Source organism: Iodobacter fluviatilis (assembly GCF_004194535.1).
GTDB lineage: Bacteria > Pseudomonadota > Gammaproteobacteria > Burkholderiales > Chitinibacteraceae > Iodobacter > Iodobacter fluviatilis_A.
Map to the genome: position 1 here is coordinate 524710 of NZ_CP025781.1, position 6045 is coordinate 530754.

At 48.3% G+C, this 6045-nt stretch carries 5 protein-coding genes, 1 pseudogene and 1 other annotated feature; all 6 genes and pseudogenes read right to left on the reverse strand.

The features are described 5' to 3' along the window. Positions 1 to 66: 66 nt before the first annotated feature. The 6 genes and pseudogenes from C1H71_RS02160 to C1H71_RS02180 all read right to left on the reverse strand — a co-directional run bounded on the left by C1H71_RS02160 (position 67) and on the right by C1H71_RS02180 (position 6040). Positions 67 to 492 (reverse strand): hypothetical protein, encoded by a 426-nt coding sequence (locus C1H71_RS02160; RefSeq protein ID WP_130105104.1) that lies wholly within the window; start codon positions 490 to 492, stop codon positions 67 to 69. Between the two features lie 118 nt (positions 493 to 610). Continuing rightward, a protein-coding gene (locus C1H71_RS02165; protein WP_374704445.1) for an IS3 family transposase occupies positions 611 to 1830 on the reverse strand; the annotation gives its coding sequence in 2 pieces (ribosomal slippage) (positions 611 to 1551 and positions 1551 to 1830; 1221 coding nt in all). Next, positions 1439 to 1555: a sequence feature (AL1L pseudoknot), on the reverse strand. Its footprint overlaps the gene before it by 117 nt. Positions 1831 to 1915: 85 nt before the next feature. Continuing rightward, on the reverse strand, positions 1916 to 2290 hold the full coding sequence (locus C1H71_RS02170) for a hypothetical protein (protein WP_130105105.1): 375 nt from the start codon (positions 2288 to 2290) through the stop codon (positions 1916 to 1918). A 3-nt stretch (positions 2291 to 2293) separates the two neighbouring features. After that, entirely contained in the window at positions 2294 to 4522 is a 2229-nt protein-coding gene (locus C1H71_RS02175; RefSeq protein ID WP_308418307.1) for an HNH endonuclease, read from the reverse strand. 75 nt (positions 4523 to 4597) lie between these two features. Then, positions 4598 to 5227, reverse strand: a pseudogene (locus C1H71_RS21755) (hemagglutinin repeat-containing protein); the annotation flags it as partial. Between the two features lie 42 nt (positions 5228 to 5269). Then, positions 5270 to 6040: a hypothetical protein gene (locus C1H71_RS02180; protein ID WP_130105107.1), complete on the reverse strand. Its 771-nt coding sequence runs from the start codon at positions 6038 to 6040 to the stop codon at positions 5270 to 5272. Between the last annotated feature and the right edge of the window lie 5 nt (positions 6041 to 6045).

Here is a 6045-nt window from a genome sequence, read left to right on the forward strand (position 1 = left end):
GTGTCAAACTAGAACGAGTACCTTTCAACTGGGTTTTGGCTTTTATAGTTGCGCCAGTGAGGAGGATTATCCCAAGCAAACTGTCGGCAAATTTTGCTGTGTTTTATTAAAATAACGCCGCTCACCATCCTGCGCCATTATCGCAAGCACCTTGGCAAAGCCGCAGCCCGCATTGCGCACTAAACTTTCAAGCTGTTGCAACGGAACACCGAATACCATTGCGGATTCAATCAGTGATTTTTCTTCCAGATAAAATGCGATCGCAGCTTGCTGCAAATTGAGATGACTCCGGCCACTAAAGTTTGGCAAACCAAGAGTTTGCAGACGTTGTCGTACAACAAAGTCATTGATCTGCGGAAACTGTTCTGCTGTAGCTCGATAATCGCCTCCCGTCGCAGCATAACGTTTGATCAATTCGTTTTTGCTAATGTTGACGGATTTTCGGTGGCTTACCATCAGCTCTGCTTCACTGTTGTTTTCGAGTGCGAACATAGCTTGATCAAATGTTTCGAACAAGACACTAGCAGCGATTAAGTAAGCTACCGTATTAGATGAATTAGTCTGGCAGTACTGAATCGCACCGGGTTTCGCGGAGGCTGTTTGGTTTGAGTCAGACCAACATGGCCTGCTCGCTTTGATTACGATAATAATTTGCTTCTGCTTCCGCAGGTGGGATATGACCAATCGACCCAAGCAAACGATGGTGATTGAACCACGAAACCCATTCTAATGTCGCTAGCTCCACAGATTCTAGGCTTTTCCAAGGCCCCAAACGATGAATCACTTCCGCTTTGTAGAGTCCGTTAATCGTCTCAGCGAGTGCATTGTCGTAACTGTCGCCGGTCGTACCAACCGATGGCTCGATGCCTGCTTCAGTCAATCGCTCGGTATATCTAATCGATACATACTGCGATCCACGGTCGCTGTGATGAATCAGCGCTTCTCGCTCCGGTTGCCGCGCCCAAAGGGCTTGCTCTAACGCATCCAGCACAAACTCGGTTTGCATATTGCGACTCACTCGCCAGCCCACGATATACCGAGCGAATACATCAATCACAAACGCCACATACACGAAGCCTTGCCAAGTCGATACGTAGGTAAAATCCGAAACCCAGAGCTGATTCGGTCGTTCGGCGACAAATTGTCGGTTCACATGATCGAGTGGGCAAGCAACGGCAGGGTCTGGGCGTGTCGTGCGCACCGCTTTACCACGCGATATTCCGCGCAAACCTAGGCTGCGCATCAAACGCTCAACGGTACACCGCGCCACAAGATGCCCATCGCGCTTGAGTTGCCGCCAGACTTTGACGGCACCATACACCTGATGATTCTCTTGCCAGACGCGCGTAACTTCACCGCTCAGTTGCTCGTCACGAATGGCACGTTGGCAACGTAACGCGGGATTGCGCTGTCGAGCGACATAACGTCGATAGGCAGACGGAGCGACCTGTAACAGTTTGCAGATCGGCTCGACCCCGTGCTGACCACGATGGGAATCGATGAATGACCTTACGATTTCAAGCGGCGGTCGAGCTCCGCCTGTGCGAAATACGCGCTGGCTAGGCGCAGAATTTCATTGGCCTTTTTAAGTTCGCGTACTTCTCGTTCCAGCGCTTTGATTCGTTCGTTCTCTGCTGAATTTTTGTTGGCTTGAACGGTATCGCCGCCTTGTCGACGGCACCATGTGCGCAGTGTTTCGGGCGTGCAGCCTATTTTGCTGGCAATTGAAACGAGGGTAGCCCATTCGGATGGGTATTCAGCAAGGTGTTCAATGACCATGCGAACTGCTCGTTCACGGACTTCGGGGGAAAAGTGAGTTGATTTCTTCATGGTGCCATTCTCTCAAGAATTGGAGCCTCCGCGAAACCCGGTGCAATTCACTCCCCTCTATTTAATTTCAAACCTAATAACGAAATTAATTTATAAAAGGAAAAGTTTTTTCATACAATATTCTTACGTTAGGCAACGCTAACAACGCTTCTTTTGCATCAGCAATAGTTCCTGGCGGATCATAAACGGGACGACCTCTCTCAATAGCAATCCCATACAACGCCAAATCCTCTTTATCCGAACACTCCCAAGATGGAACAAAGCCCAAAACATTGAAGACATTCATGATTGGTTGATCATAATCCAACAAATCAAAAATATAATCGGGCCTTTCATTGTCAGGTAATATTTCTACAACATATGCAGCCCACTGCTTAAGCTCATCAACGCTAATTGCAGAGGTAAACAAACACTGAATAACGAAGCCAATGTCTTTATTTTTTTCTTTTGTTATGTCCAAAATTTATTGTCCTTTACTCATGGCATCTCCGCCAATATGACCAGTTTTTGAATGAATGACTTGAGGTACCAATTGCATGCGGCCACTATCCTGATGATGATGCCAAGTATATCCATCTATTTTACTAGCCCCACCCTGTATTTGCCTTAACTGTGCTTCAGTAAACATATTAGCATTGACTTGTTTTTTTTGAATAGATGACCATAAATCATTGGATGCCATTTTCATTTGATCTGTATAACTAGCTTTTTTAAATGAATCCGTAGTAAATTTTGTGTCAAAACGTGAGACATCATCAAATATAGGATACCCCCTCTTATCAAAGACCACCCCTGTAATCGGGTGTCTTTGTCCCGCTAACTGAACATTCTTAGCGGTCATTGGAGGCACAGTTGTAGACGTTACATTATCCGCCCCATGCTGTAATACCTGATCCTGACGAGACGTACTTGGGCTATACGGGCTTTGAGCATGTTTCTCCGTTGTGCTTTCAATAACGCTAGCACTCTTAACCTCAGTACCGACAGCCCTCGCCCTAGCTACATCACCTACCGCACCTAGCTGAGCAGACATACTACCAGAGGGATGACTCATAAATTCACCCAAGGCCTTTGCAGTAGCTGCAGGTAACTTTGCAGCCAGCTCCGCCCCCGCTTTTACCCCACCAACAACACCAGCAACATCAACAACTAAACGTGTAACTTCCACGCCAAGTGTAATAGACGCATCTACACCGCCATCGCGATACGCCTGATTGATAAGATTAAGCCGCCCCTTATATTCAGAATAAACAACCTCTCCCATTTGCTTACGCGCTTGCGGATCATTTACTAGTTGCTGAAGGCTATTAATTGTCTCTGGCAAGTGAGTAACAACCTGTGCAACACCTCTCGCTAGGTCATCTGCACTGATATACACACCACCTGCCACCCCAATAGCAAATGCTGCATCTTGTTTTGCACTTTGAATGAACCACTTTGTCTCAATAACTGCTTTTTCAAGCCCATTTTTTGCATTGGCTAACTCATCCCTACGCTTAGCCTCTTGGCTTGGCGAAAGCCAATTATTCTCCATCTCAATCTGCGCCGCATTATTCGCTGCCGCTGCATTGCCATCCGTGGCCGCCACGATACCGGTGATGATGGAACCCACCAGATTCTTGCGTTTTTCCTTTTCACTGGCCGTCATCTTATCTGCGTTGGTGTTTTCGATTTCAGACAAGACGTTGTTGATGACGACGCTAGAAGCGGCCCCCACAGCAGCGCTGCTGCAGTTGCTGGCGGAGACTGCCGCTCCGGCGCAGGAGGCGATGGCGTGTAGGGCGGCGCGGACGTTTTCACTTGTGGCAGTTTCTTTACCCTCTTCTTGGAACGTGTTTGCTATCTCTTTGATCTTTTCAGCGCCTAGGCTTTGTACGTAAGCCACCGCGCCATTTTGCACCAAACCCGTTACGCCACCGCTGACATTACCGCCCACTGCGGCTTGCAATGCAGTCATGGCGCGGCCGTAGTCTCCGCCGGGCATCCATTTATCTGCTTCGGTTTTGGCTACTTCCAATTGTTTCAGAACGCTATCATTGGCCCCTTGTTTCTTCGCTTGCTCATACTCTGCTTTCGCCGCATCCGCCTCGGCCGTGCGGTTGGCCATAAAGGTATTGCCTTCTTGCAGGAAGGTTTTGGTGGCGCTGAATAGCTCGTTGATTTTTTCCGGCTTAAAATCGTTGGCGAGTTTTTGCTGTGCGCCATCGGTATCGCGGCTCAGGCTGGCGATGGAAGCAGCGGCAGTTTTGCCGGTCAGCTCTTTTTGCTTGGCTTCGTCGGTGATGGTGATTTTGGCAGTGGCAATGGCGCTTTTGGTGGTGCTCGTGCCATTGTCCCCAGCGCTAAGCGCAACCGGCATGGTGGGCGTAACGCCGCTTGGGCCTGCGTCGTAGAGTTTGCCTCCAGCAGGGGTGGCGGCTTGATCGCCACTTGGGGCTTTGCCGTCATCCGGTTTTTTCTCAGTGCCGCCCATGCTAAAGCCACCGCCAATGCCGATGCTGCTGGCGCTGTATTCGGCGCGATTATTGATGTCTTTTTGGGTGAGCGTGCCGGTGCTGAGGGTGTTGTCGTCCGATTTGCTGGCGATTACTGCGCCGTTCAGGTCGGTATTGTTTTTAACCTTAATCTCAAAGCCATCTTTGCCTGCAAACAAGCCGCTTTGCTCGGTGACGGCGGCGTAGTCAGATTTCATTTTGTCCTGACTGATGCTGGCGCTGCCCGATACACCCGCCCCTGCCGTGACGCTAGCGCTTACGCTGCTTTGCTTGCTGTCAAACTGGCTAGTGTCTTGGCGGCTGGCGAGTTTTAAATCACCACCGATGTCGGCAATGATTTTGCTGCCGCTGACCACGGCACCTTCTACGCGGGTGTCGTTGCCCGATTCCAGCGTCAGGGTTTTACCTGCGTTGATATGGCTGTTTTGCTGGGCAGTATCTTTGCCATCGGCATGGCCGCGGCTCAGGCTACCGTTGGCCGTCACACCAAAGCTTGCGCCACCTTGCCCCACGGTGATCGCAACTCCCGCACCCCAGCTGGAGCTGCTGTTTTTGCTGTGCTGCTCGCTCTCATCCAGCGCCGATTGCAAGTTGATATCACCATCCGATTTCAGCTTGATATTGCCTTTGGCATTGATCTCGCTGCCCAGCACATTCAGCTGGCTGGCTTTATCGCCCACCGCCGAGATTTGAATATCGCCACCGGCATTTAAAGTGCTGCCGCTATGGCTGATGCTGCTGGTTTTGGTGGTGCTTTCAGATTTGGATTCGCCATAAGTAATGCTCACGCTTACCGATTTAGGATCTGCGGCAGCGGCCTTGGCGGCATCGATACCGTTTTTAACGGCCAGTGCTGCGGCGCCTACCGATAGCGCGGCCTGCAGCACGGCAAGGCCAAACATACAATATTGAAATATTTAACCTCTCACATTTCTCTATTTAATTTAAACAAAATCAGGCCGAGGAACATTTGGCATATTCTCATAAGCTTTTAATATGACTTCCAATGGAGTGAGCGTGTTCTCACTGTGCCAATAAACAATCTTTAGCCAAATTGCCGCACGTATTGATTGACCATATCCCAACCAATCATCCTCTATTTTACTTTGTAGCATTTTCCTGCCTGCAGCAAAAAGCTCACCTGCATCAAACTCACCGCGCGAATAATGAAGGCATAAAGCATATCCAAAATCACGTGGTGGCAATTTACGATTTAATGATATTTTTTTAACCCCATGATATTTCTCAAACTCAGCAATGCCCAACTCATATTGCTCAGACTGAAAACACAGTGCCATATAATCATCCAAACATTCTTTCGCCCTCATTGATTTAGTGCAGTAATCTTCATTACAAACAGCTGTCTCATAAAATGTTCGGGCTTCATTCCAGCTATTTAATGAATTAATCCCATTATTTAACCATATAGCCATAGCCAACCCAATATGCATATCCATTGCATGTGACGCTGGAGAAGAGCCAAACCATTGTTCTTCATGATTTAAAATGGCAGTATTCAGGCGATTAATCGCCCTAGGTATAAGAGGAAGCAGCTCCTTATGTAATCCAATAAGGCATGCATATATATACGTATACACATCACTACATGAAAAGTTACCAATCGGATCATGATCCTCCGCTTTATCTTTAAGATAAAAATTGAGCATTTCAACATTATAACCATTAACCCTCGATTTCTCTGGATTAAAAAACATAATTA

Excerpts from the sequence above, each read along its gene's own strand:
- C1H71_RS02160 (WP_130105104.1), bottom strand. The coding sequence starts at position 492 with ATGTTCGCACTCGAAAACAACAGTGAAGCAGAGCTGATGGTAAGCCAC.
- C1H71_RS02175 (WP_308418307.1), bottom strand. The coding sequence starts at position 4,522 with ATGAAATCTGACTACGCCGCCGTCACCGAGCAAAGCGGCTTGTTTGCA.
- C1H71_RS02180 (WP_130105107.1), bottom strand. The coding sequence starts at position 6,040 with ATGTTTTTTAATCCAGAGAAATCGAGGGTTAATGGTTATAATGTTGAA.